Genomic DNA, 26,528 nt, shown 5'->3' with positions numbered 1-26,528 from the left:
GGACGTCCCGCGCCCGGTGGGGAGGGGAGAAGGGCTTGACGCACGACATGGGGGCGGACACGGCGCTGACCGTGGTCATGCCGACCTACAACGAGGCGGCCAACCTGCCGGGAATGGCCGAGGCCGTACTCCAACTGCCGCTCGACGGACTTCACTTGAAGGTCGTGGACGACTCCAGCCCGGACGGCACCGGCCGGATCGCCGACGAGCTGGCGGAGAAGTACAACACCAAGGGGCGGCGCCGGATGAGCGTGCTGCACCGCACCGAGAAGGACGGGCTCGGGCGCGCCTACGCGGCCGGGATGGGCCTCGCGCTCGACGAGGGCGCCGAGTACGTCGTCCAGATGGACGCCGACGGCAGCCACCCCGTCGAGGCCGTGCCCCGGATGCTCGGCACGGCCCTGGCCAACGGGGTGGGCCTGGTCATCGGCAGCCGGTATGTCGAGGGCGGCTCACTGGACGAGGACTGGGGCGCGCACCGCGTCCTGCTCTCCCGGTTCGCCAACCGGTACGCCCGTACCGTGCTCGGAACCCGGATCCGGGACATCACGGCCGGGTTCAACCTGTGGTCGGCCCAGGCCCTGCGCGACATCGACCTGGCCACGCTGGACAGCGCCGGTTACAGCTTCCAGGTCGAGCTGAAGTACAAGGCCGTACGGGCGGGGCACAGCGCCGTCGAGATCCCGATCCGCTTCGAGGAGCGGACCGAGGGAGTCTCGAAGATGACGCTGAGGACGCAGCTGGAGTCGGCGGTGGTGCCGATCCGGCTGCGCATGAAGAACAAGTGACCCGGGTCCCGGGTACGGGGGCGGCCGGCCGGCCGGTTACTGGTTGGCCGCCGTCGACGCCTGGGCCTCGCCGCGGCGGCGGATCTGGCGGAAGGTGAACTCCGCCAGGTCGTCGCCGGTCGTGAAGACCTTGGCGTCCTTCGTCGTCACGTCCTTGCCGTTGGTGAAGCCGGCCAGCGTGAAGTAGGCGTAACGCCCGTAGGAGTTGGTGGTCGAACGGCAGACCGCCGTACGGCAGAAGTTGGCGACGCCCTGGCCGGACAGCGAGGTGATGATGCTCTTGCTGTCCGCCTCGGACTTCGCCTTGGCCGCCTGGGCCTCGCTGTCGAAGACCGCGACGCCGACGGTCACCGCGACGCCGTCCTTGCTGTAGGTGACGCGCATCAGCCGGGTGCAGTCGTTCTTGGTGAGCACCGCGGGCAGCGTGCGCTGCACGGCCGACGCGCACTTCGTCGTTGAGGCGGTGGGGCCCTTGCGGTAGACGCGGTCACCCATCGTCAGCTGCGAACCGGGGAAGAGGATGTCCGGGCTGAGCGGCGCGGTGTCCTTCTTCACACTGGATATGAAGTCCATCGGATCCAGCGGCGGCGGCGCGGAGGTCGGCGCGAACGTCGGCACCGGCGCCGTGGTGTCGCTCGGGATGGTCGCGGTGGCGGGCAGCTTGCTGGGCGTGTTCCCGGCCTGGTTGTCCCCGTTCGAGGAGACGACGGCCACGGCGACGGCAGCGCCGACCGCGATCGTGGCGACCGCCGAGCCGACGATCACCAGCAACCGGCGCCGCCGGTTGCGTGTCTCGGACGCCTCGGCGAGTGCCGCCCAGTCCGGAGTCTGGTTCCGACGTCCCCAATCGGGTTGCTGAGAACCAGGCTTCCAGGGATCCCACGGAGGTTCCCCCTGCCCACCCTGCCCATAACTCATGGGGCGCATCTTAGACGGGGTACGGGGGGTGCCGTTCCGCAACGGAGGGCACTTGAGCCCCTAGCGTGACCTGAGTGCGCAAGGGCAAAACTGACATCTCCGGGTGGTTGGTGCGACACGCTTCGACAGGCTTCCCGGCACCGGCCATCTGGTGACGCCGGGTAGTCGGACCGTTGCGGGGGCAGGGGCTGCCTTATCCTGTTTCCAGTGACTGTTCGAGTGGCCCCGAGTGCTTAGGCACCCGGGTCGCGGAGCCGCGTTTTGACCCGTCCGGGCAAGCGCGGGTACTCTTGCAGTTCGTTATGTGTATTGGCTTGCTCATTCTCACGTGGGGGGCCCTTACACCGGTCCACCGGGGCCGATGACCAGCGACCAGCACTCGGTATGCGTCACCGAGGTGCGGTCAGGGCTGTCGTGATCGTCCGTGGTGGCCATGTCAGGACCCACTCACTGAAGAAGCGAAGGCTACGACCGTGCGTACGTACAGCCCCAAGCCCGGCGACATCACTCGCCAGTGGTACGTCATCGACGCCCAGGATGTCGTCCTGGGTCGTCTGGCGACCACTGCCGCGAACATCCTGCGGGGCAAGCACAAGCCGATCTTTGCGCCGCACGTCGATGCTGGTGACTTCGTCATCATCATCAACGCCGACAAGGTGCACCTCTCCGGCAACAAGAAGACCCAGAAGCTGGCGTACCGCCACTCCGGTTACCCGGGTGGTCTGCGCTCCGTCCGTTACGACGAGCTGCTGGCCAAGAACCCCGAGAAGGCCATCGAGAAGGCCATCAAGGGCATGATCCCCAAGAACACCCTGGGCCGTCAGGTGCTCTCGAAGCTGAAGGTCTACGCGGGCGAGAACCACCCGCACGCTGCGCAGCAGCCGGTCCCGTTCGAGATCACCCAGGTCGCGCAGTAGTTCCGGCCACCACCCCCAAAGACAGAAAAGAATCTGAGGAGAATCGTGGCCGAGACCACCGTTGAGCAGCCGGTCGAAGAGACTGAGCTTGTCGACATCGACCAGTACACCACCGAGTCCGAGGTCCCCGTCGAGGGTGAGTACACCTCGGAGTCGCTGGCGTCCCGCTTCGGCGAGCCGCAGCCGGCCGCCGGCCTGGGCCGTCGCAAGAACGCCATCGCGCGCGTTCGCATCGTGCCCGGCACGGGCAAGTGGAAGATCAACGGGCGCACGCTCGAGGACTACTTCCCGAACAAGGTGCACCAGCAGGAAGTCAACGAGCCCTTCAAGGTTCTCGAGCTCGAGGGCCGTTACGACGTCATCGCCCGCATCTCCGGCGGCGGTGTCTCCGGTCAGGCCGGTGCGCTCCGTCTCGGTGTCGCCCGCGCGCTGAACGAGGCCGACGTCGACAACAACCGCGGTCCGCTCAAGAAGGCCGGCTTCCTCAAGCGCGACGACCGTGCGGTCGAGCGCAAGAAGGCCGGTCTCAAGAAGGCCCGCAAGGCTCCGCAGTACAGCAAGCGTTAATCGCTGGCTGCTGCGCATTTGTACGACCGTTCGCCCCGGCGGCACGCTGTGTGCCGCCGGGGCGTTCGTTTATCACAGCCCAGGGCGTATAACGGCACAAGGCGCTCAAAGGCTTGCATGATCGGATGACTTCCGAAAACTGAGCTTCATCAGGAGGACACCAGTGGGACGACTCTTCGGCACGGACGGCGTGCGCGGTGTCGCCAACGCGGATCTGACGGCCGAGCTGGCGCTCGGTCTCTCTGTGGCGGCGGCGCATGTGCTGGCCGAGGCGGGTACGTTCGAGGGCCACCGGCCGGTGGCAGTGGTCGGGCGGGACCCGCGCGCGTCCGGGGAGTTCCTGGAGGCCGCCGTGGTCGCGGGCCTGGCCAGCGCAGGTGTGGACGTCCTGCTCGTCGGTGTGCTGCCCACCCCCGCGGTGGCGTACCTCACCGGTGCGCTGGGCGCCGACCTCGGCGTGATGCTCTCGGCCAGCCACAACGCCATGCCCGACAACGGCATCAAGTTCTTCGCCCGCGGTGGCCACAAGCTCGCCGACGAGCTGGAGGACCGGATCGAGGGCGTCTACGAGGAGCACCGCACCGGCGCGCCCTGGGACCGGCCCACCGGCGCCGGGGTCGGGCGCGTGCGCGCCTACGACGAGGGGCTCGACAAGTACGTCGCCCACCTCCTCGGCGTACTCCCGAACCGCCTCGACGGCCTGAAGGTCGTCCTCGACGAGGCGCACGGCGCCGCCGCCCGAGTGTCTCCCGAGGCCTTCACGCAGGCCGGTGCCGAGATCATCACGATCGGTGCCTCGCCCGACGGCCTGAACATCAACGACGGCTGCGGATCCACCCACCTCGACCTCCTAAAGGCCGCCGTCATCGAGCACGGGGCCGACCTCGGCATCGCGCACGACGGCGACGCGGACCGCTGCCTCGCCGTGGACCACACGGGTGCCGAGGTGGACGGCGACCAGATCCTGGCCGTACTCGCGCTGGCGATGCGGGAGCGTTCCGCACTGCGCTCGGACACCGTTGTCGCGACGGTCATGTCCAACCTGGGCTTCAAGCTGGCCATGGAGCGCGAGGGCGTCTCCCTCATCCAGACCGCGGTCGGTGACCGCTATGTCCTGGAGGAGATGAAGGAGCACGACTACGCGCTCGGCGGCGAGCAGTCCGGGCACGTGATCATCCTCGACCACGCCACCACCGGCGACGGCACGCTGACCGGTCTGCTGCTGGCGGCCCGGGTCGCCCAGACGGGCCGTACGCTCCAGGACCTCGCGTCCGTCATGGAGCGGCTGCCGCAGGTCCTCATCAACGTCCCCGACGTCGACCGCACGCGGGTGAACAGCTCCGCCGAGCTGGCGGCCGCGGTCGCCGAGGCCGAGCGGGAACTCGGCTCCACCGGCCGGGTGCTGCTGCGCCCCTCCGGCACCGAGCCGCTCGTCCGGGTCATGGTCGAGGCCGCCGACATCGACCACGCGCGGTCGGTGGCGGGACGGCTCGCGGACGCGGTGAAGTCGGCGCTCGGTTAGGACCTGTCCAGGAACTGCCCTGCTTTTATGGTGCGTTCACGCTGCCGGGACCAGAGCCACTTCTGGACGAGCAGCGTGAACATACCGGCCAGCACGATGCCCAGCAGGTTGAGCAGCAGCTGCTCGGTGGAGCCCCAGGCCTGCCGGTACTCGTTGTAGGTGAAGGCCACGGCCGCGTTCGCCGCCGCGGGCACCGTGGTCACCGAGATGGCGACCCCGACCAGCGCGCCCGACTTCGCCGAGGTCAGCGAGAGGGTGCCGGCCGCGCCGGCCAGGACTGCGACGACGAACGAGAACGCGTCGGGCCGGTAGATGAAGTTGGTGTTGGGCCGTTCGGCGTCCAGCTTGACCGCGCTGAACAGGTCCACCGCGTCCATGAAGTACGTGAAGCCGACCGTCACCAGCATGGCCACGGCGAAGCCGACGAGCAGTGCGTTCGCCGACCGCAGGGCGAGACGTGGCGACCGCTGGACGAGGGCCGTGAAGAGGCCGGCCAGCGGCCCGAACTCCGGGCCCACCGCCATCGCGCCCACGATCAGGATCGCGTTGTCGAGGACCACACCGCAGGCCGCGATCATCGTGGCCAGCGTGATGAACGCGACGTAGGTGACCGAGAGCGTCGACTCCTCGTGCGTCGCGTCGGCCAGGTGCTCCCACAGCACCGCGTCGGCGCCTTCGCCCGGCGCCTCCTCCTCGGCCTTCTCAGCTCGCTTCGACAACGACAGATCGATGTTCTCGACGGCGATCGACCCGGTCCGGTCGAGCCCTATCTCCCGTAGTGCGCCAATCAGTTCGTCGCCCGCTTCGCGCGCCACGTCGCACATGACGACGTCCCCGGCCGGATTGCGGGCGGCGCCCGTGAGCACGACGAGATGGGTCGTGCCGACGGTCCTCTCGATCAGCCGTACGACGTCGTCGGTGCGGTCGGCGGGGGTGATCAGACGCAGATGCAGCATGCGGGGCAGGGTATCCGCACGGGATGACGGCATTGCAGCCCGCGCCTGCAGCTACAGCTTGCGCAGGCTGAGGCGTTGCACCTTGTGGTCCGGGCCCTTGCGGACGACCAGGGTGGCGCGGCCGCGGGTGGGGGCCACGTTCTCCAGCAGGTTGGGCTTGTTGATGGTCCGCCAGGTCGTGCGGGCGTAGTCCAGGGCCTCCTCCTCGGACACCTGGGTGTACTTGCGGAAGTACGAGGACGGGTTCTGGAAGGCGGTCGCGCGGAGCTTCTTGAACCGGTTGAGGTACCAGTGCTCGATGTCCTCGGTACGGGCGTCGACGTACACGCTGAAGTCGAAGTAGTCCGCGAGGCCGACGCGGGTGCGGCCGTCCTTGCCGGGGAGGGCGGGCTGCAGGACGTTCAGGCCCTCGACGATGAGGATGTCCGGGCGGCGGACGGTGAGCCGCTGGTCGGGGACGATGTCGTAGATCAGGTGGGAGTAGACGGGCGCCGTCACCTCGTCCTTCCCCGCCTTGATGTCGGCGACGAAGCGGGTGAGGGCCCGACGGTCGTACGACTCGGGGAAACCCTTCCGCGACATCAGGCCGCGTGCCTCCAGCTCCTTGGTGGGAAGCAGGAAGCCGTCCGTGGTCACCAGTTCTACGCGTGGGTGTTCGGGCCAGCGGGAAAGCAGAGCCTGCAGCAGGCGGGCCACGGTGGACTTGCCGACGGCCACCGACCCCGCCACTCCTATGACGAACGGGGTGCCGGACTGGGAGCCCTTCTCGCCGAGGAAGGTGTTCAGCGCCCCTCTGAGCCCGTCCGTGGCGCCGACGTACAGATTGAGCAGTCTGGACAGCGGCAGATAGATGTCCCGCACCTCGTCGAGGTCGATGACATCGCCCAGACCGCGCAGCTTCTCGACCTCCTCGGCGGTCAGTGGCAGCGGCGTCTTTTCGCGCAGCACGCTCCACTCGGCTCGGGTGAGGTCGACGTAGGGAGTCGCCTCCGGCCTGTGCCGGTGGGCGCTCCGGGGCATCGGGGAGACCGGAGAGATCACAGTCCATTGTTACGGGAGTGTGGACGGGGTGGGGCGTGGGCTCGGTCACGTAGTCGGTCACGCGGGGTGACACAGAGGCGCCCAGGGGGTCGGGAGGCCCTGTGAAGGTGGCTGGAATTTCCGAATTCGGGCACGACGTGCCGGGTTCGGGGGGCTGTTGGCGCTTAGGCTGCGGCGCATGTGCGGAATCGTGGGATACGTGGGGTCGCAGTCGGCGCTCGATGTGGTGATGGCCGGGCTGAAGCGGCTGGAGTACCGGGGGTACGACTCGGCGGGCGTCGCCGTGTTGGCGGACGGGGGGCTCGCCGCCGCGAAGAAGGCCGGGAAGCTGGTCAACCTGGAGAAGGAGTTGGTCGGCCGGCCGCTGCCGACCGGGTCGACCGGGATCGGGCACACCCGCTGGGCCACGCACGGGGGGCCCACGGACGCCAACGCCCATCCGCATCTCGACAACGCGGGGCGCGTCGCCGTCGTGCACAACGGCATCATCGAGAACTTCGCGCTGCTGCGTGCCGAGTTGGCGGAGCGCGGGCACGAGCTGGCCTCCGAGACCGACACCGAGGTGGTCGCACACCTGCTCGCCGAGGAGTTCTCGGCGTGCGACGACCTGGCGGAGGCGATGCGGTTGGTGTGCCGCCGCCTTGAGGGTGCGTTCACGCTGGTCGCGGTGCATGCGGATGCGCCGGATGTGGTGGTGGGGGCGCGCCGGAACTCGCCGCTCGTGGTGGGTGTTGGGGAGGGCGAGGCCTTTCTCGCCTCGGACGTCTCCGCGTTCATCGCCCACACGCGGTCGGCGATCGAGCTGGGCCAGGACCAGGTGGTGGAGCTGCGCCGGGACGGCGTGAGGGTGACCGGTTTCGACGGCCGTCCCGCGGACGTGCGCTCGTACCACATCGACTGGGACGCGTCGGCCGCGGAAAAGGGGGGTTATGACTACTTCATGCTCAAGGAGATCGCCGAGCAGCCCAAGGCGGTCGCCGATACGCTCCTGGGCCGGATCGACGCGGGCGGTTCACTGACGCTCGACGAGGTGCGGATCCCGGTTCACGAGCTGCGCGAGGTCGACAAGGTCGTCATCGTGGCCTGCGGTACCGCCTTCCACGCCGGGCTGATCGCCAAGTACGCCATCGAGCACTGGACGCGGATCCCCTGCGAGGTGGAGCTCGCGAGCGAGTTCCGGTACCGGGATCCGATTCTCGGTACGCGGTCGCTGGTGATCGCCATCTCCCAGTCCGGCGAGACCATGGACACGCTGATGGCCCTGCGGCACGCCCGTGAGCAGGGCTCCAAGGTGCTGGCGATCTGCAACACGAACGGTTCGACGATCCCGCGCGAGTCGGACGCGGTGCTCTACACGCACGCGGGTCCTGAGGTCGCCGTCGCGTCCACCAAGGCCTTCCTGACACAGTTGGTCGCCTGCTACCTGGTCGCGCTGTACCTGGGCCAGGTGCGCGGCACCAAGTGGGGCGACGAGATCCAGGCCGTCATCCGGGATCTGTCCCACATCTCCGGCGAGGTGGAACGGGTCCTGGAGACCATGGAGCCGGTACGGGAGCTCGCGCGATCGCTCGCCGACAAGAACACCGTGCTGTTCCTGGGGCGGCACGTCGGTTACCCGGTCGCCCTGGAAGGCGCCCTCAAGCTCAAGGAGCTCGCGTACATGCACGCCGAGGGGTTCGCGGCGGGTGAGCTGAAGCACGGGCCGATCGCGTTGATCGAGGACGATCTGCCGGTCGTGGTCGTCGTGCCGTCCCCGCGTGGGCGCTCGGTTCTGTACGACAAGATCGTGTCCAACATCCAGGAGATCCGGGCCAGGGGCGCGCGCACGATCGTGATCGCGGAGGAGGGGGACGAGGCGGTCGTTCCCTACGCCGATCATTTGATCCGGATTCCTGTGACGCCGACGCTGCTGCAGCCGTTGGTGGCCACGGTCCCGTTGCAGGTGTTCGCCTGCGAACTGGCCACGGCTCGGGGGAACGAGGTGGATCAGCCTCGGAACCTGGCGAAGTCCGTGACGGTGGAGTAGTCCTTCAACCGACGTCGCCGACAGCGGCCTAGGATCACCGGCACCGTACGGAAATGCGAATGCAGGGTGGGGAACATGGGCGTTCTGGTGCTGGCCGGTCTCCTGGTGCTTGTCGTCGGCGGGTGCGTGTGTGTGGTGTGGGCGTCGCGCGGCGGGCCCCGCTGGGTCCGGGGCGTGGCGGCGGTGACGCTCGTCACGGGGGAGCTGTTGCGTGCCTCCGCGAAGAACAACCGGCGGCGGAGTGTGAATCAGACCGGCGGTGACGGTGATTAGTGCCGGTGAGGGGGCTCGTCCCGAAGGTGGCGTTACTCCGTTTGTCCCGTAGTGGGGGTTCCCGCTGCGACCCGTAGGCCGGTGCCCTCTTATTCTCGGACACGACCTTTCGAGTACAAGAGGAGCAGTGCCATGGGACAGAACGTCTTTTTCGAGGTGTCCGCGGACGGGGAGTCGCTCGGCCGGATCGAGTTCAAGCTGTACGACGACGTGGTCCCTGAGACGGCCCGCAACTTCCGTGAGCTGGCCACCGGCCAGAACGGGTTCGGCTACAAGGGCTCGCCGTTCCACCGTGTCATCCCGGACTTCATGCTGCAGGGCGGTGACTTCACCAACCAGAACGGCACCGGCGGCAAGAGCATCTTCGGCGCGAAGTTCCCGGACGAGAACTTCAAGCTCAAGCACACCAAGCCGGGCCTGCTGAGCATGGCCAACGCCGGCCCGAACACCAATGGCTCGCAGTTCTTCATCACCACGATCGTCACCGACTGGCTCGACGGCAAGCACGTCGTCTTCGGTGAGGTCGTCGAGGGCATGGACGTCGTTCGGGCCGTCGAGAAGCTCGGCAGCCGTTCCGGCAGCACGGCCAAGAAGATCGTCATCGCGGACTGCGGCACCGTCTGACATTCCCGGCAGTACAGCAGAGAGATCGAGCGGGAACGGCTGCTGCCGTTTCCGCTCGATCTACTAACAGGCGGCCGCCCCGCCTCTCCATCTCCTCCCCTGAGCGTGACGCGGACCACACCGCGTGAATTTCGGCATCGACGCCGAGCGCTGAGCTCGCGACATCGGGGACTCGCGAACGCGCGAGTCCCCGATTCGGCCGGACCGTCACCAGGAGGGTCCGCACGTCGGCGGCCGTCCGGCCCATAGGGTGCTGGGCATGAGCATCATCGGGGTCGGTATCGACGTGGCCGAGATCGACCGGTTCCGGACGTCGCTGGAGCGTACGCCGGGGCTGGCTGATCGGCTGTTCCTGGATCAGGAGTTGCATCTGCCGAGCGGGGAGCGCCGGGGCATCGCGTCCCTGGCCGTGCGCTTCGCCGCGAAGGAGGCGCTCGCCAAGGCGCTGGGCGCTCCGGCGGGCATGCACTGGACGGACGCGGAGGTCTACGTCGAGGACAGCGGCCGGCCGCGGCTGCGGGTGACGGGGACGGTGGCGGCGCGGGCGGCCGAACTGGGTGTCCGCTCGTGGCATGTGTCGCTGAGCCATGACGCGGGGGTGGCCTCGGCGGTGGTCGTGGCGGAGGGGTAGGCCCGCAGGGGCCGTTGTCCTTGCGGCCGGGGCGGCGCGGAAAGCCTCCGTACGGGAGACTCGACCCATGCGTACTGCGTACAGCGTGGAGACGGTCAGGGCGGCGGAGCGTGAGCTGATGGCGCGGCTTGCGGAGGGTGCGCTGATGCAGCGCGCCGCGGCCGGACTGGCCGCTGCCTGCGCGGACTTGCTGGGACGGGTGTACGGCAGCCGGGTCGTACTGCTCGTGGGCAGCGGGGACAACGGGGGCGACGCCCTGTACGCCGGCGCCCGGCTGGCGCGGCGGGGGGCGGGGGTCACCGCCGTACTGCTCGCGCCCGAACGGACGCACGGCGCGGGCCTGGCCGCGCTGCGGCGGGCCGGGGGCACGGTGGCCGGGTCCGGCGCTGCCGAGGAGTTGGTCCTGCGGGCCGACCTCGTCGTGGACGGGATCGTCGGGATCGGGGGCAAGGGCGGGCTGCGGCCCGAGGCGGTGCCGCTGGCCGGGTACGCCGCGGACTCCCGGGCGGCCGTGGTCGCCGTGGACCTGCCGAGCGGGATCGAGGCCGACACGGGAGAGGTCCGGGGCACCGCCGTCCGCGCCGATCTGACGGTGACCTTCGGGACGCACAAGCCCGGGCTGCTCATCGACCCGGGGCGTGAGTACGCCGGTTCCGTACGCCTGGTCGACATCGGGCTCGAACTGCCCGAGGAGGCCGGGCTGGAGGCCCTTCAGCACGCGGACGTGGCGGCGCGGCTGCCGGTACCCGGGGCGGAGAGCGACAAGTACCGGCGCGGGGTCGTCGGGATCGCGGCCGGGTCCGCGCGGTATCCCGGGGCCGCCGTGCTCGCCGTGTCCGGGGCCCTGCGGGGTGGGGCGGGGGCGGTGCGGTACGTCGGGCCCGCGGCGGATGCCGTGATCTCGCGCTTTCCGGAGACGCTCGTGTCGGACCAGGGGCCCGCGCGGGCCGGGCGGGTCCAGGCGTGGGTGGTGGGGCCCGGGGTCGGGGACGACGCGTCGGCGGTGGCCGAGGTGCTCGGGGCGGACGTGCCGGTACTGGTGGACGCGGACGGGCTGCGGCTCGCGGACCGGTCCGCCGTACGCGCCCGCACCGCACCCACGCTGATGACTCCGCATGCCGGGGAGGCGGCGGCGTTGCTCGGGGTCTCGCGGGAGTCGGTGGAGGGGGCTCGGCTGGCGTCGGTGCGGGAGTTGGCGCTTCGGTACGGGGCGACCGTGCTGCTGAAGGGGTCGACGACACTGGTCGCCGATCCGGAGGGCGGGGCGGTGCGGGTGAACGCGACGGGGACGGCGTGGCTGGCCACGGCGGGGAGCGGGGACGTGCTGTCGGGGCTTGTGGGGTCGTTGCTCGCGGCGGGGTTGTCCGCGTTGGACGCGGGGAGTGTGGGGGCGTATCTGCACGGGCTGGCGGGGAGGTTCGCGGCGGACGGGGCGCCCTTGGGGGCGCATGATGTCGCGGCGGCGATTCCGGAGGCATGGCGGGACGTCCGCGACGCGCTGCGCTGACCCCGCCGTTCTTCGTCCGCGGGTGGGCGGGGGCTGGGCGCGCGGTTCCCCGCGCCCCTTATGGCGCGCTGCGTTGCCCATAACGGGGGACCCCGTCCGCGCGGCTCACCGGATGGGGAGTCGGGGTTGCGTATCGCTGGTCGCATGATGATGAGCAGACGAATGAGATGCGGGAGCGTGGGAGCGCTCCTCGCACTGGTGGTGGTGATGTCGGTGGACGGCGCGGCGGCGTCCGGGCCCCCGGCGCCCGGGCCGGGGAGCGAGCTGGTGCCGGGCGTGGCGCCGGGGCCGTATCAGCCGTGGCAGGTGGACACGCCGGACCAGATGCTGCCGCCGAAGGTGTACACACCGAGCACGCGGGAGGACGCCGTCGAGCCGAGGGACGTTCCCGCAAAGACGAACGCGCTCATCGAGTACATCCCTCTCAGCGAGGCCGTTGCGGGCAAGTCCGTGACGTGCTCCAAGCTGACCGGGCCGTATCAGCGGCAGGTCGAGCGGTGGTTGAAGCTGAAGGTCGACGGGAAGCAGTCGGCGAGGGACTGCGCCGCCATCCGGGCGTTCCAGACGAAGCACGGGATCAAGCCGAACACCGGCTTCGCGGGCCCCGTCACCTGGGCCGGGATGCAGCTGCTGTCCGCGAAGAAGAACCCGAACGCGGCCGGGAAGTGCCCCGTCCGCTCGTCCCGCGTCGCGTGCGTGGATCTGACCCGGCAGCTGACCTGGGTGCAGAAGGGGAAGAAGGTGCTGTGGGGACCGGTGCCGATGCGCAGCGGGCGGGCCGGGTACCGGACCAGGACCGGCTGGTTCAAGGTCTACTGGAAGCACAAGAACCACTGGTCGACGCTGTACAACACCCCGATGCCGTACAGCCAGTTCTTCAGCGGCGGAGAGGCCTTCCACGCCATCTACGGCAGCATCTACGACCCGAACGGCTCGTATGGCTGTGTCAATCTGCGCCTCGCCGACGCCCGCTCCCTGTGGAACGTCACCAAGACGAACGACCACGTGTACGTGTGGGGCCGCAGGGTCGGCACCTGACCGTCGTCCGGGGGCCCTCGGGCCCCTCTGAGACACTGGGGGCGCGATGAACGACACAGCACCCCTGCGCGCCCGCGCAGAGATCGACCTGGCCGCCCTGCGGGCCAACGTGCGGACCCTGCGCGCCCACGCGCCGTCCGCGGCCTTGATGGCCGTGGTCAAGTCCGACGCGTACGGCCACGGCGCGGTCCCTTGTGCCCGCGCGGCGCTGGAGGCGGGCGCCACCTGGCTCGGCACCGCCACCCCCGAGGAGGCCCTCGCCCTGCGCGCGGCCGGCCTGACCGACAACCGGATCATGTGCTGGCTGTGGACGCCCGGCGGGCCGTGGCGGGAGGCCATCGAGGCCGATCTCGATGTGTCGGTGAGCGGGATGTGGGCCCTGCGGGAGGTCACCGCCGCGGCCGAGGCGGCCGGGATCTCCGCCCGGGTGCAGCTCAAGGCCGACACCGGGCTCGGGCGCGGTGGCTGCCAGCCCGCCGACTGGCCCGAACTCGTGAGCGAGGCGCTGAGCGCCGAGGAACGCGGGCTGATCGATGTCACCGGTCTGTGGTCGCACCTCGCCTGCGCCGACGAACCCGGGCATCCCTCCATCCGGGCCCAACTGGACCGTTTCCGCGAGATGGTGACGTACGCCGAGGAGCGGGGCGTGCGTCCCGAAGTGCGGCACATCGCGAACTCGCCGGCCACGCTGACCCTCCCCGAGAGCCACTACGACCTCGTACGGACGGGGATCGCGGTCTACGGCATCTCGCCCAGCCCCGAGATCGGCACCCCGGCCGACTTCGGACTGCGCCCGGTGATGACGCTGAGCGCGTCCCTCGCCCTGGTGAAGCACGTACCGGGGGGCCATGGGGTCAGTTACGGGCATCACTACGTCACTGCCGGTGCCACCACCCTGGGCCTTGTTCCCGTCGGCTACGCGGACGGCGTTCCGCGTCATGCCTCCGGCACCGGGCCGGTGCTGGTGGGCGGCAAGTGGCGGACGGTGGCGGGGCGGGTCGCGATGGACCAGTTCGTGGTCGATCTCGACGGGGACGAGCCGGTGCCCGGTTCGCAGGCGATCCTGTTCGGTCCGGGCGACCGGGGCGAGCCGACCGCCGAGGACTGGGCGCGGGCGGCGGGCACGATCGCGTACGAAATCGTCACCCGAATCGGAACCCGAGTGCCGCGCGTATACGTGAATAAGGAACAAGGCGGGTAACCCACAAGGAGTACAGGGGGTGCCCCGCGCAGGACAACAGGGCAACAGGACATAGTTGCACCACCAGCGGTACCTCCGGCACGACCTGAGCACGACCGGCACCACCCCCAGCACGACCTTCCGAAGTGAACGAGACCCCGGCGAAGAGGAGCGGTACGTGAGCGAGAGCAGCGCGGAGGCCGTCACGGACGTCGCCGTGGCGGCCGTCGCCTCCGCCGCCGGGAACTGGCGCAAGGCCGGTATCGCCGGCGTCGCCATAGGCGTGGTCGCCGCGGGCGCCGCCGCCGGAGTCGCCATAGAGCGGCTCACGGTCGGCCGCGGCATGCGCAACAAGGCCCGCCTCGCGCTCGATTCGACGGGCCCGTACGGCTCGCTGCGCGGCACGCCCGGCAAGGCGTACGCCGACGACGGCACCGAGCTGTACTACGAGGTGGACGACATCGAACAGGATGTGACGTTCACCCCGCGTCGGCGGCGGCTCTTCGGGCGCAAGGCTCCCGCCCCCGTCACCGTCGTCTTCAGCCACGGGTACTGCCTCAACCAGGACTCCTGGCACTTCCAGCGGGCCGCGCTGCGCGGTGTGGTGCGCATGGTGCACTGGGACCAGCGCAGTCACGGCCGCTCCGGGCGCGGGGTCGCCCAGACGAAGGACGACACACCCGTCTCCATCGACCAGCTCGGCCAGGACCTGAAGGCCGTCATCGACGCGGCCGTGCCCGAGGGGCCGATCGTGCTGGCGGGGCACTCCATGGGCGGCATGACCGTCATGGCGCTGGCCGATCAGTACCCGGACCTCATCCGCGAGCGGGTCGTCGCCGCCGCGCTCGTCGGTACGTCGTCGGGGCGGCTCGGCGAGGTCAACTTCGGGCTGCCCGTCGCGGGCGTCAACGCGGTGCGATGGGTGCTGCCCGGCGTACTGAAGGCGCTCGGTCAGCAGGCCGCCCTGGTGGAGCGGGGGCGGCGGGCCACGGCCGACCTGTTCGCGGGGATCATCAAGCGGTACTCGTTCGCGTCCCGGGACGTCGACCCGGCCATCGTGCGGTTCGCCGAACGGATGATCGAGGGCACCCCGATCGACGTGGTCGCGGAGTTCTATCCGGCGTTCACCGAGCACGACAAGACCGCGGCCCTCGCGCACTTCGCCGAACTGCCGGTGCTGGTGCTGGCCGGGGTCGGCGACATGGTGACGCCGAGTGAGCACAGTGAGGCGATCGCGGACCTGCTGCCGGACGCCGAACTGGTACTCGTCCCGGACGCCGGGCACCTGGTCATGCTGGAGCACCCCGAGGTGGTCATAGACCGTCTCGCCGACCTCCTGATGCGCGCGGGCGCCGTCCCGGCAGGGGCTACCGTGGGTGGCTATGGAAGCACCAGCAGCAGCGCACAACCCGGCTGAGCCCGCCGTCGAGGGCGTGAACGTCCGGATCACCGTCAACTCGCCCGAGCAGATGCGGGAGTTGGGCCTTCACCTGGCCAAGCTGCTGCGCGCGGGCGATCTCGTGATGCTGAACGGGGAGCTCGGCGCCGGCAAGACGACGCTGACGCGCGGGCTCGGCGAGGGGCTCGGCGTACGGGGCGCGGTCACCTCTCCGACGTTCGTCATCGCCCGTGTGCACCCCTCCCTCGGTGACGGTCCGCCGCTCGTGCACGTGGACGCGTACCGCCTGGGCGGCGGTCTCGACGAGATGGAGGACCTCGACCTCGACGTGTCGCTCTCCGACTCGGTGATCGTCGTGGAATGGGGCGAGGGCAAGGTCGAGGAGCTCACCGACGACCGGCTCGACGTCGTCATCCACCGGGCCGTCGGTGACACCACGGACGAGGTGCGGCACGTCACGCTCACCGGGCTCGGGGAGCGCTGGGCGGCGGTCGATCTGAGCGTGCTCGCGGCTTGATCACCCTGGGTGAGGGTTCCGGGGGCGTGAAGGTTCCGACAAGTCGTCGGCAAGATGTTGCGTTCGGTATCCCGGCCGTGGTCACATGGACCTCAGTCCGTAGTTAGGTCTACCTAACTACGCGTGCCCCCGATTCCCCAGGAGGCGTCCATGTCGGCTTCGGAACGTGACGTGCCGGTGCAGCAGCCGTGCGGCGGGGTGTCGATGCGGGATCTGCTGGCGTCATGTGCGGCCGCTGACGCGGTCTCCAGGCCGCCGGCGGCGCCGGTGGCCCAGGCTCCGGGGACTTCTTCGAAGGAGCAGGTCCGCAAGGCGGCGTGAGCGCCCCGAAAGGGGGCGCGGGGCTGCCACATCGTGCGGCTTCGCCGCGTGGGCGCGACCAGCCCCACCGGCCCGCGGCCATGCACAGGTCCGCCGACTACTGGATGACGACCACCTTCACGCCGATCGTGGCGAAGTTCCACATCGCGGTGCCGTTCTTGCGGGACTCCCGGATGCCGCCGAGTTTCTTGGTGGAGTCGGGGGAACCCGTGGAGCCGTCCATGGCGGAGCTGAAGCCGATCGGCACGCCGTCGACGGCGGTGAAGCGGACGACGTGCTCGATCTGGGCGCCGTCCGATCCGATGACGGCCTTGGAGCGTGAGGTGACGGCGTAGGTGCCGACCGCCGGGTCCACCGTGCCGGGGGTGACCGGGAAGGTGCGCTCGGTCCTGTTGTCCGCGGTGACCAGCCACACGCGGTCGTCGTCGACCGAGTAGACGACCCGCTCACCCCTGCCGGAGCCGACGGGCAGCGCCACCGGGTTCTTCTTGTCCCGGGGTGCCTTCGTGGCCGTGGCAGGAGCCTTGGGGGACGCGCCCGCGAGGGGCTTTCCCAGGGTGTCCGGTACGTTAGCGGACGCCTGGTAGGCGAGGAAGCCGACCACCGCGACAGCCGCCGCGGTGAGCCCGGCCACGAATCCCGAGCTGCTCCTAGCCACCTTGTGTACCCGCCTCTCGTACCACGTTCGTGTCCATTACGTCCTTTGTGGTGACGGTAGCAGCCGCCGTCCCGCAGACCGGGGCGGCGGTGCGTCCCGCTCTGGCGCCGTAGGCTGTTTGCGTGCTCTTGCTCGCTCTGGATACCGCCACCCCCGCCGTGACCGTCGCCCTGCACGACGGCACGTCCGTCATCGCCTCGTCGAGCCAGGTGGACGCGCGCCGGCACGGAGAGCTGCTGCTGCCGGCCGTCGACCGGGTGCTCGCCGAGGCAGACCTCAAGCTGGACGCCGTCACCGGCATCGTCGTGGGCGTCGGCCCCGGCCCGTACACGGGGCTGCGGGTCGGCCTCATGACCGCAGACACCTTCGGCCTCGTGCTCGGCGTGCCCGTGCACGGCCTGTGCACCCTCGACGGGCTCGCCTACGCCGCCGACGGCACCGGCGTCGAGGGGCCGTTCGTCGTCGCGACGGACGCCCGGCGCAAGGAGGTGTACTGGGCCAGGTACGACGACCCCCGTACGCGTGTCTCGGAGCCCGCCGTCGACCGGCCCGCCGAGATCGCCGAGGCCGTGGCGGGACTGCCCGCCGTGGGTGCGGGCGCGCTGCTCTACCCCGACACCTTCCCGGACGCCCGCGCGCCCGAGCACGTCTCGGCGGCCGCGCTCGCGTCCCTGGCGGCGGAGCGGCTCGCGGCGGGCGAGGAGCTCGCGGCGCCCCGGCCGCTCTACCTGCGCCGCCCGGACGCCCAGGTGCCCAAGAACTACAAGGTGGTCACCCCCAAGTGACGGCCGAGCTGCGCGAGATGCGCTGGTGGGACATCGATCCCGTACTGGAACTGGAGAAGGACCTCTTCCCCGAGGACGCCTGGTCACGGGGGATGTTCTGGTCCGAGCTGGCCCACGCCCGCGGGTCCGAGGCGACGCGCCGGTATGTGGTCGCGGTCGAGGGCGGGCAGCTCGTCGGATACGCCGGACTCGCCGCCTCCGGCGACCTGGGCGACGTACAGACCATCGCCGTACGGCGTGATCAGTGGAGTACCGGCCTCGGCAGCCGGCTGCTGACCGAGCTGTTGCGGGCCGCGACCGCGTTCGAGTGCGCCGAGGTCATGCTCGAGTGCCGCGTGGACAACGTCCGCGCGCAGAAGCTGTACGAGCGCTTCGGCTTCGAGCCCATCGGCTTCCGCCGCGGCTACTACCAGCCGGGCAACGTCGACGCCCTGGTCATGCGGCTGCACACCGCGTCCGACAGCGGCCCCGCCGCGGGTTCACCCTCAGTAAACGGCGTACAAGGAACAGAGAGCAATGGCTGACGAACCGCTGGTCCTGGGTATCGAGACGTCCTGCGACGAGACCGGCGTCGGCATCGTCCGCGGCACCACCCTGCTCGCGGACGCCATCGCGTCCAGCGTCGACGAGCACGCCCGCTTCGGCGGCGTCGTGCCCGAGGTCGCCTCCCGCGCCCACCTGGAGGCGATGGTGCCGACCATCGACCGGGCACTCAAGGACGCGGGGGTGAGCGCCAGGGACCTGGACGGCATCGCCGTCACCGCGGGGCCCGGGCTGGCCGGCGCGCTGCTCGTCGGGGTCTCGGCGGCGAAGGCGTACGCGTATGCGCTGGGCAAGCCCCTGTACGGCGTCAACCACCTCGCCTCCCACATCTGCGTGGACCAGCTGGAGCACGGCCCGCTGCCGGAGCCGACGATGGCCCTGCTCGTGTCGGGCGGCCACTCGTCCCTGCTGCTCTCGACCGACATCACCTCCGATGTGCGGCCCATGGGCGCGACCATCGACGACGCCGCGGGCGAGGCCTTCGACAAGATCGCCCGCGTGCTCGACCTCGGTTTCCCCGGCGGTCCGGTCATCGACCGGTACGCGAAGGAGGGCGACCCCTCCGCGATCGCCTTCCCGCGCGGGCTCACCGGGCCGCGCGACGCGGCGTACGACTTCTCCTTCTCCGGTCTGAAGACCGCCGTGGCCCGCTGGATCGAGGCCAAGCGTGCGGCGGGGGAGGAGGTGCCGGTGCGCGATGTGGCCGCGTCCTTCCAGGAGGCGGTGGTGGACGTGCTGACCCGCAAGGCCGTACGGGCCTGCAAGGACCAGGGCGTCGACCACCTCATGATCGGTGGCGGTGTGGCCGCGAACTCCCGGCTGCGGGTGCTCGCCCAGGAGCGCTGCGAGGCCGCGGGGATCCGACTGCGGGTGCCACGGCCGAAGCTGTGCACGGACAACGGGGCGATGGTGGCCGCGCTGGGCGCGGAGATGGTCTCCCGGAACCGGGCCGCCTCCGACTGGGACCTGTCGGCCGACTCCTCGCTGCCCGTGACGGAGACCCACGTCCCCGGTCACGGGCATAGCCACGACCACGTACACGAGGTCAGCAAGGAGAACCTCTACTCTTGACCCCTCCCCTATCCGAAGACAGGGGATTCCTGGCTCACGCCGCCTCACGAGCACAGCGGCCCGTCGGGTCTTCTGCGATCAGCGCCAGCCGGGTTGAGACCAGCCCGGTTGTCTAGAACCTAGCGCGTCGATGACGCTCGCGTCGCAAAATCACGAAAGAGGTTGAGGCAATGACCGTCGCGCTGATGTGGGAGGCGCGGGCCGTTCCCGGGCGGGGCGAGGAACTGCTCGCCTGGGTGCGGGCGCAGGAGCTGCCGGCGGAGCCGCTGCGGCGGGAGGTCCTGCGCGCGCCGCAGGACCGGGTGCTCGTCATCACCTGGTGGGACGCGGCGTACGAGGCCGAGTTGCCCGAACTGCCTGAGCCCGACGGGGAGTTGGTGACCCGGGCGGTCCATCGATGGCGGTTCGAATCGGTCTCCTGACACCTTCGTTTCCAGCTGGGCTTCCCGTTGACCTCGTTTTTCCGGAAGACTCCTGCAAAGTTTCGTGTGTGGGTGTGGAACGGCAGAGGGGCGCTTTGACGTGTCGACGGAGGTGGGCGCAGTGGCCCGGGAGAGCATCAGGAACAAGGTGACGATCACCGAGATCGCCCGGCAGGCCGGGGTCTCGGTGCCCACCGTGTCCCGTGTCGTCAACGGCCGCTCCGACGTGTCGCCGGAGACCCGGGCCCGGATCGAGGACCTGCTGCGCCACCACGGCTACCAGCGGAAGCCGAACGCTCCGGGCGACCGGGCCGCCCTGATCGACCTAGTCTTCAACGATCTCGACAGCCCGTGGGCCGTGGAGATCATCCGCGGGGTCGAGGAGGTCGCGCACGCCTCCGGTGTGGGCACGGTCGTGTCGGCCATTCATGGGGCCTCGGGGTCGGCCCGGCAGTGGATGACCAATCTGAGGGCGCGCGCCTCAGACGGCGTCATCCTGGTGACGTCCGTCCTGGAACCTCGGTTGCATGACGAGCTGCGGCGGCTCGGTGTGCCGCTCGTCGTGGTCGATCCCGCGGGCTCGCCTGCCCTCGACATGCCGACCGTCGGCGCCACCAACTGGGCCGGTGGCATGGCCGCGACGGAGCACCTGCTCGGCCTCGGGCACCGGCGGATCGGGTTCATCGCGGGGCCGCCCCGGCTGCTGTGCTCACGGGCCCGGCTCGACGGCTACCGGGCGGCGCTGGAAGGCGCGGACATGGCCGTCGACGACGCGCTGATCGTGCCCGGCGACTTCTACCACTCCGCCGGCTTCGACGGCTGCAACGCCCTGCTCGACCTGGAGGAGCCGCCGACCGCGCTGTTCGCCTCCAGTGATCAGATGGCGCTGGGGGCGATCGAGGCACTGCGGCGCCGGGGCCTCAGGGTGCCGGAGGACCTGAGCGTCGTGGGCTTCGACGATCTGCCCGAAGTGCGCTGGTCCGCCCCGCCGTTGACGACCGTGCGCCAGCCCTTGGCGGACATGGGCAAACTGGCCACGCGTACGGTGCTGCGGCTCGCGCTGGGCGAGGAGCCCGCCTCTCCCCGGATCGAGCTCGCCACCGAGTTGGTGGTGCGGGCCAGTACGGCCCCGCTCGCCTGATGCGCCGGCGCCCCTGACGCGCCGAACCTGCCCTTTCGTCACCCGGTCGCCGTCGTTCGGATCTCGTCGACTCCTGTATTTGTCAGGAGCGTTGACATACCTGTCGTCGGCCCGTAACTTCCGTGCGCACTCGACCGATAATTTTCGGCTCTCTTCCGGAAGGTGTGCGATGCGACCGTTCGGTACGACCTCCCACTTCTCTCGCCGCGGATTTCTGGCGGCCTCCGCGGCGACCGGCCTGGGCGCGACCGGGCTGAGCGCGTGCGGTTCGTCGGACAGCGACAGCGGCTCGGGCAAGACCACGATCGAGTGGTGGAACATCACCACCACCCAGCCGGCGAAGAAGCTGTGGGCCCAGCGCGCCAAGGACTTCGAGGCCGCGCACCCGGACGTGAAGGTCAAGATCGTCACGCTGGAGAACGAGGCGTACAAGTCCAAGATGACCGCGCTCACCACCTCGGGGAAGCTGCCGGACGTCTTCCACACCTGGGGTGGCGGAGTCCTCAAGCAGCAGATCGACGCGGGTCTGGTCGAGGACCTGACCGACAAGACCGCCACCTGGACGAAGGACTATGTGCCCGCCTCGCTGGCGGCCTACCAGTTCGACAAGAAGACGTACGCGGTCCCGTTCGACATCGGCATGGTCGGCTTCTGGTACAACAAGGCGCTCTTCAAGAAGGCCAAGATCACCACCCCGCCCACTACCTGGTCCGGCTACCTCGACGCCGTCAAGGCCCTCAAGAGCGCCGGGATCACGCCCATCGCGCTGGCCGGCAAGGAGAAGTGGCCCGGCATGTACTACTGGGCGTATCTGTCGATGCGCGTCGCCGGACTGGAGGCGATGCAGAAGGCGGCCACCGACGCCGACTTCACCGGCGCCGGGTTCGTCACCGCCGGCCAGCACCTCAAGGACCTCGTCGCGCTCGAACCCTTCCAGAAGGGTTTCCTCGGCGGGGCCTACTCCGACCCCAACGGCGAGGCGGCCCTGATGGGCAACGGCAAGGCGGCCATGGAACTGATGGGCCAGTGGGCGCCGACCGTCGAGAAGGACTCGGGCAAGGGCATCGGCAACGACCTCGGCTTCTTCTCCTTCCCCGCCGTCGAGGGCGGAAAGGGTGCACTCACCGAGGTGTTCGGCGGGGGCGGCGGCCACGCGCTCCGCAAGGGCGCGCCGGACGCGGCGGTGGAGTTCCTGAAGTTCTTCGCCGAGAAGGAGTTTGCCTCGAAGCTCGTCAAGGAGACCGGCCTGATACCGGTGTCCAAGGACGTGCGTTCCGCACTGACCGACCCCAACCTCACCGCCGTGTCCGACGCGCTGAACACCGCCACCGGCTTCCAGCTCTACCTCGACCAGGCGTACGCCCCCGCCGTCGGCCAGGAGATCAACGACAGCGTCGCCGCGCTCATCGCGGGCTCCAAGTCGCCCGAGCAGGTCACCCGTTCGGTGACCCAGGTCGCCAAGAGCGAGAAGAGCTAGCGGCCGGCGATGACGCACTCGACCTCGACCTCGACCGCGTCGACGTACGTGTCCGATCTCGGCAAGTCGACCGGCGTGACGGCCGTTTCACCGGGCCAGGGGCCTCGCCGTCCCGCCCTGCAGCGAGTGCGCGACTGGTTCGCGGCCTTCGTCTTCACGGTCCCGGCACTCGTCCTGTTCGGGATGCTCGTCCTCGTGCCGATGGGCTACGCCTTCTATATCAGCTTCTTCAACTGGGGCGGATTCGGGTCGCCCACCGACTCCGTGGGGTTCGACAACTACACCCGGCTCTTCCACGACCCGGTGTTCCTCGGAGACCTGTGGCGCGGCTTCCTGCTCGTCGCCTTCTCCCTCGTCCTCCAGCTGCCGTTCGCGCTCGCCATGGCCGTGCTGCTCAACCAGAAGCTGCGCGGCCGGGCCGTCTACCGGATGTTGTTCTTCGCGCCGTACATCCTGTCCGAGGTCATCACCGGCGTGCTGTTCAGCATGATCTTCTCGCCGGGCGAGGGGCTCGCCGACAAGGTCCTCGGCGCGGTCGGGCTCGACAGCGTGGGCGGGCTCTGGTTCGCGGGACAGGGCACCGTCCTGCCGACCCTCTTCCTCGTCATGATGTGGAAGTACTTCGGCTTCCACATGATGCTCTACCTGGCGGGCCTGCAGGGCATCCCGGCCGAGCTGCACGAGGCGGCGCGCATCGACGGCGCCGGCAGCTGGCAGCGCTTCCGCCACGTCACGCTGCCGCTGCTCGCGCCGACCCTGCGGATCAGTGTGTTCCTGTCCGTGATCGGCGCCATCCAGCTCTTCGACCTGGTGTGGGTGATCTCCGCGGGCGGTCCCGACCACCACTCCGAAACCATGGTCATCAGCATGTTCCAGTACGGCTTCAAGCGCTACCAGATGGGCTACGCCAGCGCGATCAGCGTGGCGATGTTCCTGATCAGCCTCGTCTTCGCCCTCGCCTACCAGCGTTTCGTGCTGCGCCGTGACACCGAAGGAGCCATCACCACCATGCGAGCAGGCCGATGAGCACGGCCGTGAAGAGCACGGTCCCGAAGAGTGTCGTACGCCGCCGGAGGCTGCGCACCTTGCCCGTGTACGTGATCCTGTGGCTGGTCGGCGCGGTCATGGTGACCCCGCTGCTGTACGCCCTCATCTCCGGCTTCAAGTCCACCGACCAGCTCTCCAGCAACACCTTCGGCCTTCCCCACCCCTGGGTGACCTCGAACTACACGTCACTGCTCGGCTCGGGACCGTTCTGGCGGTCGGTCGGCAGCAGCACCCTCATCGCGGTGGCCACCGCCCTGCTGACCGTGGGGGCGTCGGCGCTCGCCGCCTACGCGCTCGCCCGGTTCGCCTTCCGGGGCAGGGAAGTGCTCTTCACCGTCTTCACAATGGGGCTGATGTTCCCCTTCGCGGTGGCGATCCTGCCGCTGTTCATCCTGCTGCGCACCTTCGGGCTGCTGGACAACCCCTGGGGCGTGATCCTGCCCCAGGCCGCCTTCGGCCTGCCCATGACGATCGTCATCCTGCGCGGCTTCTTCCGGGAGATCCCCGGCGAACTGGAGGAGGCGGCCACCCTCGACGGCTGTTCCTCGTTCGGCTTCTTCTGGCGCATCCTGCTGCCGCTGGCCCGCCCGGCGCTAGGCACCGTCTCCGTCCTCGCCATCGTGGGCAGCTGGAACAACTTCCTGCTCCCCCTGCTCGTCTTCAGCGAACCCACCTGGTGGACCGTCCCCGTCGGCATCCAGCAGTTCCAGGGCCAGTACGCCTCCGACGTGGCCCGCATCTTCGCCTATCTGGTCCTCGCCATGGCGCCCGCCCTGGCCTTCTACGCGGTCGCCGAACGACAGTTGATCGGCGGCATCACGCTCGGCGCGACCAAGGGCTGAACACCAGCCCCTCCAGATGCCCCTGTGGATGTGAGGAGTTACATGACCGACCCCTGGCAGGACCCCGCTCTGCCCGCAGGCGTCCGCGCCGCCGACCTGCTCGCCCGTATGACCACGGAAGAGAAGGTCGCCCAGCTCTACAGCGTGTGGCCCGGTTCGAACCAGACCCCGGGCGGGGACATGGCGCCGCTGCAGCACGCCCTGTCCGAGGACATCGACCTGGCGCGGCTACTCCCGCACGGGCTCGGCCAGCTGACCCGCCCCTTCGGCACCGAACCGGTCGACCCGGCCGAGGGCGCCGCCCGTCTCGCCGCCCTCCAAGAGCGCATCCGCTCCGCGAACCGCTTCCGGCTGCCGGCGCTCGCCCACGAGGAGTGCCTCACCGGGTTCACGGCCTGGCGGGCGACGGTCTTCCCGACCCCGCTCGCCTGGGGCGCGAGCTTCGATCCGGCCCTGGTGAAGGAGATGGCGGCGGCGATCGGCGCCTCGATGCGCTCGGTCGGCGTCCACCAGGGCCTCGCCCCGGTCCTCGACGTCGTACGGGATCCCCGCTGGGGCCGTACGGAGGAGTCGATCGGCGAGGACCCCTACCTCGTGGCGACCGTCGGCACCGCCTATGTCCAGGGCCTGGAGTCGGCGGGCGTCGTCGCCACGCTCAAGCACTTCGCCGGCTACTCGGCCTCGCGCGGTGCCCGCAACCACGCGCCCGCCTCGCTCGGCCCGCGCGAACTGGCGGACGTCATCCTGCCGCCGTTCGAGATGGCCGTACGGGAGGGCGGGGCGCGCTCGGTGATGGCCGCGTACAACGACCTCGACGGACTGCCCGCCCACGCCCACCGCCGACTGCTCACTGAACTCCTCCGGGGGGAGTGGCAGTTCACCGGCACGGTCGTGGCCGACTACTTCGGGGTGTCCCTCCTGGAGTCCGCGCACGGGCTCACCGACTCCCCTTCGGGGGCGGCCGCGCTCGCGCTCGCGGCGGGCGTGGACGTCGAGCTGCCCGCCGTGCGCTGCTACGGCTCCGGGCCCCTCGACGAGGAGTTCGTGGACCGGGCCGCGCTGCGGGTGCTGACGCAGAAGTGCGAACTGGGGCTGCTGGATCCGGACTGGGCTGCGGAGCCCGCGGACTCAGGATCCGTCGACCTCGATCCGCCGCACATGCGGGCGCTGGCCCGGCAGCTGGCGGAGGAGTCGGTCGTCCTGCTGGCCAACGGGGGGACGCTGCCGCTGGCGTCCGGGGTGCGGCGGATCGCGGTTCTCGGTCCGCTGGCCGACGACCCGGCCGCCATGCTCGGTTGTTACACCTTCCCCCGCCATGTCCTCCTGGACCACCCCGAGGTCGAGATGGGGGTGGACGTGCCGACGCTGCTCGACGCGCTGCGCGCGGAGCTTTCGGACGTGGAGTTCACCGACGATCCGATGGCCGCCGACCTGTGTGTGGTCGCGGTCGGCGACCGCTCGGGGCTGTTCGGGCGGGGCACGTCGGGCGAAGGCTGCGACGCGGCCGATCTCGAACTGCCCGAGGGACAGGGGGAGGTGGTGGACAAGGCGCTGGCCTCCGGGACGCCGGTCGTGCTGGTGCTGCTCTCGGGGCGGCCGTACGCGCTCGGGCGCTGGGCGGACCGGTGCGCGGCGGTGGTGCAGGCGTTCTTCGCGGGGCAGGAGGGGGGTCCCGCGGTGGCCGGGGTGCTGTCCGGGCGGGTGAACCCGTCGGGGCGGCTCCCGGTGAGCGTGCCGCGGGAGCGGGCCGGACAGCCGTGGACGTATCTCGCGCCGCCGCTCGGACAGCTCAGCGGGGCCAGCAACCTCGACCCGACGCCGCTGTTCGCCTTCGGACACGGGTTGTCCTACACGACGTACGACTGGCAGGCGCCGTCGGTCGACGACACGGCGTTCCAGACGGACGGCGAGACGACCCTGCGGCTGACCGTCCGCAACACGGGGGAGCGGTCCGGTACCGAGGTCGTGCAGCTCTATCTCCACGACCCGGTCGGCAAGGTGGCGCGTCCGGTCGCCCGCCTGGTGGGCTACGCGCGGGTGCCGCTGGAGGCGGGCGCGTCGGCGGAGGTCCACTTCACCGTCCCGGCGGATCTGGCCGCGTACACCGACCCGGACGGCGACCGGATCGTCGAACCGGGGGAGCTGGAGCTGCGGTTGGGGGCGTCCAGCGCCGAGGGCGAGGTGCGGTACGCGGTGCCGGTGACGCTGACAGGGCCCGAGCGGGTGGTGGGGCGGGAGCGGCGGATGCGGTGCGAGGTGCGCGTGAAGTGAGCCGTCGGTTCGCGTCGTCATCCAGCGTCGCCGAATGTTTCCTGCC

Annotated in this window: 27 protein-coding genes; 23 read left to right on the top strand and 4 right to left on the bottom strand. The window is 70.1% G+C overall.

Annotated elements, in window-relative coordinates; translation table 11 throughout:
- Positions 1–47: 47 nt before the first annotated feature.
- A complete protein-coding gene (locus tag OG819_RS09085; RefSeq protein ID WP_266438118.1) occupies positions 48–788 on the top strand; it encodes a polyprenol monophosphomannose synthase in 741 nt (246 codons plus the stop codon).
- 36 nt (positions 789–824) lie between these two features.
- On the opposite strand, the gene OG819_RS09080 is transcribed toward OG819_RS09085, so the two are convergent.
- Entirely contained in the window at positions 825–1,706 is an 882-nt protein-coding gene (locus OG819_RS09080) for a hypothetical protein (RefSeq protein ID WP_266437192.1), read from the bottom strand.
- A 473-nt stretch (positions 1,707–2,179) separates the two neighbouring features.
- On the opposite strand from OG819_RS09080, the gene rplM reads away from it, so the two are divergent.
- The 3 genes from rplM (at position 2,180) to glmM (ending at position 4,712) form a co-directional block, all read left to right on the top strand.
- A complete protein-coding gene (gene rplM / locus OG819_RS09075) occupies positions 2,180–2,623 on the top strand; it encodes a 50S ribosomal protein L13 (protein ID WP_075028506.1) in 444 nt (147 codons plus the stop codon).
- A 45-nt stretch (positions 2,624–2,668) separates the two neighbouring features.
- Entirely contained in the window at positions 2,669–3,190 is a 522-nt protein-coding gene (rpsI, locus tag OG819_RS09070) for a 30S ribosomal protein S9 (protein WP_266437184.1), read from the top strand.
- 163 nt (positions 3,191–3,353) lie between these two features.
- Complete coding sequence (glmM, locus tag OG819_RS09065; RefSeq protein ID WP_266627587.1) at positions 3,354–4,712, top strand: phosphoglucosamine mutase; 1,359 nt, start codon at positions 3,354–3,356, stop codon at positions 4,710–4,712.
- Here glmM and OG819_RS09060 read toward each other — a convergent pair.
- Complete coding sequence (locus OG819_RS09060) at positions 4,709–5,668, bottom strand: DUF389 domain-containing protein (protein ID WP_266648871.1); 960 nt, start codon at positions 5,666–5,668, stop codon at positions 4,709–4,711. The two genes, glmM and OG819_RS09060, sit on opposite strands and share 4 nt — an antisense overlap.
- A gap of 51 nt (positions 5,669–5,719) precedes the next feature.
- Positions 5,720–6,688 (bottom strand): type I pantothenate kinase, encoded by a 969-nt coding sequence (gene coaA, locus OG819_RS09055; protein ID WP_266437178.1) that lies wholly within the window; start codon positions 6,686–6,688, stop codon positions 5,720–5,722.
- A 199-nt stretch (positions 6,689–6,887) separates the two neighbouring features.
- Between coaA and glmS the strand changes: the two genes are divergently transcribed.
- The 10 genes from glmS to OG819_RS09005 all read left to right on the top strand — a co-directional run bounded on the left by glmS (position 6,888) and on the right by OG819_RS09005 (position 16,225).
- Positions 6,888–8,735, top strand: a complete 1,848-nt coding sequence (glmS, locus tag OG819_RS09050) for a glutamine--fructose-6-phosphate transaminase (isomerizing) (RefSeq protein WP_266627591.1) — start codon at positions 6,888–6,890, stop codon at positions 8,733–8,735.
- Positions 8,736–8,810: 75 nt separating this feature from the next.
- Entirely contained in the window at positions 8,811–9,008 is a 198-nt protein-coding gene (locus OG819_RS09045) for a hypothetical protein (RefSeq protein WP_266627593.1), read from the top strand.
- 132 nt (positions 9,009–9,140) lie between these two features.
- Positions 9,141–9,632 (top strand): peptidylprolyl isomerase, encoded by a 492-nt coding sequence (locus OG819_RS09040; protein ID WP_266627594.1) that lies wholly within the window; start codon positions 9,141–9,143, stop codon positions 9,630–9,632.
- A 259-nt stretch (positions 9,633–9,891) separates the two neighbouring features.
- A complete protein-coding gene (locus OG819_RS09035; protein WP_266437169.1) occupies positions 9,892–10,263 on the top strand; it encodes a holo-ACP synthase in 372 nt (123 codons plus the stop codon).
- A gap of 67 nt (positions 10,264–10,330) precedes the next feature.
- Positions 10,331–11,770, top strand: coding sequence for an NAD(P)H-hydrate dehydratase (locus tag OG819_RS09030; RefSeq protein WP_266648869.1), 1,440 nt, complete (start codon positions 10,331–10,333; stop codon positions 11,768–11,770).
- A gap of 207 nt (positions 11,771–11,977) precedes the next feature.
- On the top strand, positions 11,978–12,808 hold the full coding sequence (locus OG819_RS09025) for a L,D-transpeptidase family protein (RefSeq protein WP_266652640.1): 831 nt from the start codon (positions 11,978–11,980) through the stop codon (positions 12,806–12,808).
- Between the two features lie 46 nt (positions 12,809–12,854).
- Positions 12,855–14,009, top strand: coding sequence for an alanine racemase (gene alr / locus OG819_RS09020; RefSeq protein WP_266627597.1), 1,155 nt, complete (start codon positions 12,855–12,857; stop codon positions 14,007–14,009).
- A 157-nt stretch (positions 14,010–14,166) separates the two neighbouring features.
- Entirely contained in the window at positions 14,167–15,405 is a 1,239-nt protein-coding gene (locus tag OG819_RS09015; RefSeq protein ID WP_266648867.1) for an alpha/beta fold hydrolase, read from the top strand.
- The gene (tsaE, locus tag OG819_RS09010; protein WP_266627601.1) at positions 15,371–15,904 is read left to right on the top strand and encodes a tRNA (adenosine(37)-N6)-threonylcarbamoyltransferase complex ATPase subunit type 1 TsaE; all 534 of its coding nucleotides are present in this window, start codon (positions 15,371–15,373) and stop codon (positions 15,902–15,904) included. Before OG819_RS09015 ends, tsaE begins: the two co-directional genes overlap by 35 nt.
- 150 nt (positions 15,905–16,054) lie before the next feature.
- On the top strand, positions 16,055–16,225 hold the full coding sequence (locus OG819_RS09005) for a hypothetical protein (protein WP_266627602.1): 171 nt from the start codon (positions 16,055–16,057) through the stop codon (positions 16,223–16,225).
- A 97-nt stretch (positions 16,226–16,322) separates the two neighbouring features.
- Here the strand turns inward: OG819_RS09005 and OG819_RS09000 are convergent, their stop codons facing one another.
- Positions 16,323–16,883 carry a hypothetical protein gene (locus OG819_RS09000; protein WP_266627609.1) on the bottom strand — a complete coding sequence of 187 codons (561 nt, stop codon included), beginning with the start codon at positions 16,881–16,883 and terminating at the stop codon, positions 16,323–16,325.
- Positions 16,884–17,005: 122 nt separating this feature from the next.
- On the opposite strand from OG819_RS09000, the gene tsaB reads away from it, so the two are divergent.
- The 9 genes from tsaB (at position 17,006) to OG819_RS08955 (ending at position 26,482) form a co-directional block, all read left to right on the top strand.
- The gene (gene tsaB / locus OG819_RS08995) at positions 17,006–17,668 is read left to right on the top strand and encodes a tRNA (adenosine(37)-N6)-threonylcarbamoyltransferase complex dimerization subunit type 1 TsaB (RefSeq protein ID WP_266437152.1); all 663 of its coding nucleotides are present in this window, start codon (positions 17,006–17,008) and stop codon (positions 17,666–17,668) included.
- A gap of 17 nt (positions 17,669–17,685) precedes the next feature.
- Positions 17,686–18,192: a ribosomal protein S18-alanine N-acetyltransferase gene (gene rimI, locus OG819_RS08990; RefSeq protein WP_266591357.1), complete on the top strand. Its 507-nt coding sequence runs from the start codon at positions 17,686–17,688 to the stop codon at positions 18,190–18,192.
- Entirely contained in the window at positions 18,185–19,282 is a 1,098-nt protein-coding gene (gene tsaD / locus OG819_RS08985; protein ID WP_266627611.1) for a tRNA (adenosine(37)-N6)-threonylcarbamoyltransferase complex transferase subunit TsaD, read from the top strand. The genes rimI and tsaD overlap by 8 nt, the downstream gene beginning before the upstream one ends.
- A 170-nt stretch (positions 19,283–19,452) precedes the next feature.
- The gene (locus OG819_RS08980) at positions 19,453–19,704 is read left to right on the top strand and encodes a hypothetical protein (RefSeq protein ID WP_266627613.1); all 252 of its coding nucleotides are present in this window, start codon (positions 19,453–19,455) and stop codon (positions 19,702–19,704) included.
- Between the two features lie 121 nt (positions 19,705–19,825).
- Entirely contained in the window at positions 19,826–20,845 is a 1,020-nt protein-coding gene (locus OG819_RS08975) for a LacI family DNA-binding transcriptional regulator (protein WP_266648861.1), read from the top strand.
- A gap of 169 nt (positions 20,846–21,014) precedes the next feature.
- Positions 21,015–22,322, top strand: a complete 1,308-nt coding sequence (locus OG819_RS08970) for an extracellular solute-binding protein (RefSeq protein WP_266648859.1) — start codon at positions 21,015–21,017, stop codon at positions 22,320–22,322.
- 183 nt (positions 22,323–22,505) lie between these two features.
- Positions 22,506–23,348, top strand: a complete 843-nt coding sequence (locus OG819_RS08965) for a carbohydrate ABC transporter permease (RefSeq protein ID WP_266634593.1) — start codon at positions 22,506–22,508, stop codon at positions 23,346–23,348.
- Between the two features lie 98 nt (positions 23,349–23,446).
- Positions 23,447–24,211, top strand: coding sequence for a carbohydrate ABC transporter permease (locus OG819_RS08960; protein ID WP_254650676.1), 765 nt, complete (start codon positions 23,447–23,449; stop codon positions 24,209–24,211).
- A gap of 42 nt (positions 24,212–24,253) precedes the next feature.
- Positions 24,254–26,482 carry a glycoside hydrolase family 3 N-terminal domain-containing protein gene (locus OG819_RS08955; protein WP_266648857.1) on the top strand — a complete coding sequence of 743 codons (2,229 nt, stop codon included), beginning with the start codon at positions 24,254–24,256 and terminating at the stop codon, positions 26,480–26,482.
- The last annotated feature ends 46 nt before the right edge of the window (positions 26,483–26,528 follow it).

This window comes from Streptomyces sp. NBC_01549, from assembly GCF_026339955.1.
Lineage (GTDB): Bacteria > Actinomycetota > Actinomycetes > Streptomycetales > Streptomycetaceae > Streptomyces.
This window is presented reverse-complemented; position numbering and strand designations above follow the sequence as displayed.

What these genes read in the sequence shown, in the direction of transcription:
- OG819_RS09005 (WP_266627602.1), top strand. Translation starts at nt 16,055, where the DNA reads ATGTCGGCTTCGGAACGTGACGTGCCGGTGCAGCAGCCGTGCGGCGGG.
- tsaD (WP_266627611.1), top strand. Translation starts at nt 18,185, where the DNA reads ATGGCTGACGAACCGCTGGTCCTGGGTATCGAGACGTCCTGCGACGAG.
- OG819_RS09060 (WP_266648871.1), bottom strand. Translation starts at nt 5,668, where the DNA reads ATGCTGCATCTGCGTCTGATCACCCCCGCCGACCGCACCGACGACGTC.
- alr (WP_266627597.1), top strand. Translation starts at nt 12,855, where the DNA reads ATGAACGACACAGCACCCCTGCGCGCCCGCGCAGAGATCGACCTGGCC.
- OG819_RS09080 (WP_266437192.1), bottom strand. Translation starts at nt 1,706, where the DNA reads ATGAGTTATGGGCAGGGTGGGCAGGGGGAACCTCCGTGGGATCCCTGG.
- rimI (WP_266591357.1), top strand. Translation starts at nt 17,686, where the DNA reads ATGCGCTGGTGGGACATCGATCCCGTACTGGAACTGGAGAAGGACCTC.
- OG819_RS08955 (WP_266648857.1), top strand. Translation starts at nt 24,254, where the DNA reads ATGACCGACCCCTGGCAGGACCCCGCTCTGCCCGCAGGCGTCCGCGCC.
- OG819_RS08970 (WP_266648859.1), top strand. Translation starts at nt 21,015, where the DNA reads ATGCGACCGTTCGGTACGACCTCCCACTTCTCTCGCCGCGGATTTCTG.
- OG819_RS09025 (WP_266652640.1), top strand. Translation starts at nt 11,978, where the DNA reads ATGTCGGTGGACGGCGCGGCGGCGTCCGGGCCCCCGGCGCCCGGGCCG.
- glmS (WP_266627591.1), top strand. Translation starts at nt 6,888, where the DNA reads ATGTGCGGAATCGTGGGATACGTGGGGTCGCAGTCGGCGCTCGATGTG.
- tsaE (WP_266627601.1), top strand. Translation starts at nt 15,371, where the DNA reads ATGGAAGCACCAGCAGCAGCGCACAACCCGGCTGAGCCCGCCGTCGAG.
- OG819_RS08960 (WP_254650676.1), top strand. Translation starts at nt 23,447, where the DNA reads ATGGTGACCCCGCTGCTGTACGCCCTCATCTCCGGCTTCAAGTCCACC.
- OG819_RS09045 (WP_266627593.1), top strand. Translation starts at nt 8,811, where the DNA reads ATGGGCGTTCTGGTGCTGGCCGGTCTCCTGGTGCTTGTCGTCGGCGGG.
- OG819_RS09030 (WP_266648869.1), top strand. Translation starts at nt 10,331, where the DNA reads ATGCGTACTGCGTACAGCGTGGAGACGGTCAGGGCGGCGGAGCGTGAG.
- OG819_RS08980 (WP_266627613.1), top strand. Translation starts at nt 19,453, where the DNA reads ATGACCGTCGCGCTGATGTGGGAGGCGCGGGCCGTTCCCGGGCGGGGC.
- OG819_RS09085 (WP_266438118.1), top strand. Translation starts at nt 48, where the DNA reads ATGGGGGCGGACACGGCGCTGACCGTGGTCATGCCGACCTACAACGAG.
- OG819_RS09040 (WP_266627594.1), top strand. Translation starts at nt 9,141, where the DNA reads ATGGGACAGAACGTCTTTTTCGAGGTGTCCGCGGACGGGGAGTCGCTC.
- coaA (WP_266437178.1), bottom strand. Translation starts at nt 6,688, where the DNA reads ATGCCCCGGAGCGCCCACCGGCACAGGCCGGAGGCGACTCCCTACGTC.
- OG819_RS08965 (WP_266634593.1), top strand. Translation starts at nt 22,506, where the DNA reads ATGCTCGTCCTCGTGCCGATGGGCTACGCCTTCTATATCAGCTTCTTC.
- OG819_RS09035 (WP_266437169.1), top strand. Translation starts at nt 9,892, where the DNA reads ATGAGCATCATCGGGGTCGGTATCGACGTGGCCGAGATCGACCGGTTC.